Below are 1,647 nucleotides of genomic sequence, written 5' to 3'. Positions count from 1 at the left end.
CCCCAAGCCTGCGTCGGGCTTCCCCAGAGCCAACGTTGCAACGTTGGTCAGATCGCCTGTTTCGACGACTTATGCTCGGTGGACGGATTCCTCGCATCACCCATTTGGGCTATGCGGCCGCAGGAACGGCCTGAAAATCAAAGTCTTAGCTAGAGCTTGCTTCGAGGCGGCGGTGCCTGTCGCTCTAGTGGCGCAGGATCAGGGCGGCGAGCTGGCTTTGGCGACGGGTCTCGGTCTTGGCAAAGACGGACTTCAACTGCGCCCTGACCGTGTGAATGCTGACGTCGCGGCTGTCCGCATGGTCGCGCAGCGAGATGCCTTGGGCGATGGCCACGGCCAGCTCCGATTCAGCCGGTGTCAGCCCATAGCCGGGCAATGCAGCGACGGAAGGCTGCGGCGTCGGCTGGTTGCGCAGGACCAGCATTGCAATCGGAAGGTCCTCGAAAATCTGATCGAACATTGTTTGCGTGGTTCTGTGGGCGAGCGGCACGATCATCGCGCGCATCGGCGAACCGGCCGCCCGACGAACGGGGAAGCTGCCTGGAATTGCGGGAAAATCCGCTCTCGCTATCGCGGCCAGGGCAATCCGCAGGGTCGTATCGGCCCTCGGATCCTTGAGGTGCAGGTGCCCGTCGCGGTCGACGGCGAGGAAAGACGCGTCCTTGCGCATCGCCGTTCCGGCACGGTTGCAGTGGGTGATACGCCCGGCTCTGTCGATGAACAGCACAGCGTCGGTCGATGTCTCAAGAGTGGCGCGATAGTCTTCTCCCTCCACCTGGTGCGGGATGTGCCGCATCAACTCGAACGAGCGGGTGATATGCGGCCCAAGCAGGTCAAACGTCCTGTTTACCCGCGCCCGCACGAGATCATGGTTGCGCAGGCGAATATTGCCCGAAAGGAAGAGCATCCTGTCCGATGAGCGATGCAGCGCAACGGCGCTCGCGGACACCAGACTCTGGCTACGCAGACAGTCATTGTAGAACTCGGTTTTGAGAAGTTTGTCCGGGTCGTATATTTCTTCCGATTGAACAAGCTTGCCGATCGGGGCGATAGCCATTCCGTTCGCCCAGACGTTGATCGTCGCATAGTCTCGCACATAGGAATCAATAAATTCCGGCGCAGCCCCGGACGCAAGCAAGCCCAGGCTTGCTCGCGCGACGGTATCATGCGCATGCAGGCAAATGAGCGTGTCGTCCAGATGGCCTGACAGGTCCCCGACGAACGCGGACCATTTGTGCGGGTTGATGCCTGCCTCGTAGACCGTGTGGATAAGGCTGTTGAAGTCGTCGAGCGTGATCTCAGGCAAGGTCGGTGCTCCGCAAACCATAGCTGGCGGCGGGAGCGGACGCATCGCCTGGGCGTGCTCGTGCGTTATGCTTGCGTGGATTGATCTTCACAGGCGGCCCCCCGGCGCATGGACGATGCATTCAACGCAATTTATGCGCCCAAGACGGAGCCGTCAAACGCTGATCCTGACAAGCGGTTGGCTCGGTCCCACCGTGCGGATCAGGTAGGCCGTACCAGAATGTGTTTTTTCTTTCCCAGAGAAAGCTTTACGACGTTTTCCGGACTCAAATCCTGAGGAGTCACCAGGCGGCGCTCGTCGCTCACCGGCTCGTCGTTCAGGCGCACGGCACCGCCCTGCAC

The 1,647-nt window shown here is 60.9% G+C and carries 1 protein-coding gene and 1 pseudogene; both read right to left on the bottom strand.

Translation table 11 applies throughout. The features are described from left to right. Positions 1 to 184: 184 nt before the first annotated feature. Positions 185 to 1,306 carry a PAS domain-containing protein gene (locus EN984_RS33745; RefSeq protein ID WP_127270919.1) on the bottom strand — a complete coding sequence of 374 codons (1,122 nt, stop codon included), beginning with the start codon at positions 1,304 to 1,306 and terminating at the stop codon, positions 185 to 187. 200 nt (positions 1,307 to 1,506) lie between these two features. Beyond that, a pseudogene (locus tag EN984_RS39145) lies at positions 1,507 to 1,647 on the bottom strand (tyrosine--tRNA ligase); the annotation flags it as partial.

The organism is Mesorhizobium sp. M7A.F.Ca.CA.004.12.1.1, from assembly GCF_003997835.1.
In the GTDB taxonomy this organism is placed as follows: Bacteria; Pseudomonadota; Alphaproteobacteria; order Rhizobiales; family Rhizobiaceae; genus Mesorhizobium.
The sequence above is the reverse complement of the archived record's forward strand: the minus strand, read 5'-3'. Positions and strand labels throughout refer to the sequence as shown.